Source organism: Shewanella colwelliana ATCC 39565 (genome assembly GCF_000518705.1).
GTDB classification, from domain to species: domain Bacteria; phylum Pseudomonadota; class Gammaproteobacteria; order Enterobacterales; family Shewanellaceae; genus Shewanella; species Shewanella colwelliana.
This window is the reverse complement of record NZ_JAEC01000066.1, coordinates 1-1,100: the sequence shown is the minus strand read 5'-3', so window position 1 is coordinate 1,100 and position 1,100 is coordinate 1. Positions and strand designations below refer to the sequence as shown.

General features: G+C 38.6%; 1 protein-coding gene and 1 pseudogene. One reads left to right on the top strand and one right to left on the bottom strand.

Translation table 11 applies throughout. The features are described 5' to 3' along the window. Positions 1–169, top strand: a pseudogene (locus tag L876_RS23080) (IS4 family transposase); the annotation flags it as partial. A 228-nt stretch (positions 170–397) separates the two neighbouring features. Here L876_RS23080 and L876_RS0116330 read toward each other — a convergent pair. Next, positions 398–1,006, bottom strand: a complete 609-nt coding sequence (locus tag L876_RS0116330; protein ID WP_248674647.1) for a hypothetical protein — start codon at positions 1,004–1,006, stop codon at positions 398–400. Between the last annotated feature and the right edge of the window lie 94 nt (positions 1,007–1,100).

The following is a 1,100-nucleotide window of genomic DNA, read 5'->3' as shown; positions in this document are numbered from 1 at the left end:
ATCACCACCTCAATAATGACCGAATGGCGGTATATCGCTGGCATGCAATGCATCTCTGTGGTGCACGATTTTTAAACTAGGAATTATGCCTATCGTGCTTGTCTATTGGGCCGATGTAAGAGAACAACTTCGTTTGATGGCGTTAAGGGCATCGGTCAGTGTTGTCGGTTGTCAGGCTAGGGAAAGAAGTACGACGGAGGGAAAACTATCGAATAACAGCGCAGCATTTACGCGGGGCAATGCATGAATGCATCAAGTTGCTTCACACTGCCGGGAGACCTGAATTATGAGGGGATCCCCCTGCGCCCTGTTAATGGGCAAAATATTGTTGGCTAAAATGTTGAGGAACGGAAACAGCCAACTGTTTTTTGTCCTTATTAATTAGCTTATTATGCGACTAGAACTCCGTAAACTCAATACCATTAAAAAATACATCGCTATCATATTGTAATGTTGAATATCCAGTATCTTCAAAGTAACGACTAGAGTACTCAATGTTTACACCTACGGTGTTACTTTTAGGGTGTTGGCAATTATATCCAATACTTTCATATACCATTGAAGCATTGCCTCCTTGAATTTTAGCATTCGTATCTGTTGATCTTGAATGATATTTCACACAAACAGCACCATTAAGTGGTGAAAGATTTTCAGTGTTTTCTCTGTTCTCAAATCGACCAGTATCAGGAGTAGATGCTCTTGAACTAACAATATATTCTAAGAGTTTTTTATCTGAATCTAAACTTGGCAATTTAAATATGGAAACGTTTACAACATGCGATTCATTTTTATTAATTCCTTTACTCCCAAGAGATGATTGATAGCCTGAGGCAGCTATAACTACCCAGTCTCCATTTTGTGGAGGGAGTGTCGTAACACCATAAATGTTGATAGGGCTATTTGAATTTACAATTGGTGCAACAGTTGCGCACGAAGCAAGAAATAGACTTGATACTAATACTATAATTTTAAACACTAAACTTTCCTTAGTAGCATAACGCTGCATTCTAGGGAATCCCCAGATAATTTCTTTTACAATCAATTAGTAGACACGCATGGTGCTGTTTGATCTAATCAATTTCGCCAAAAACAAACTAGAA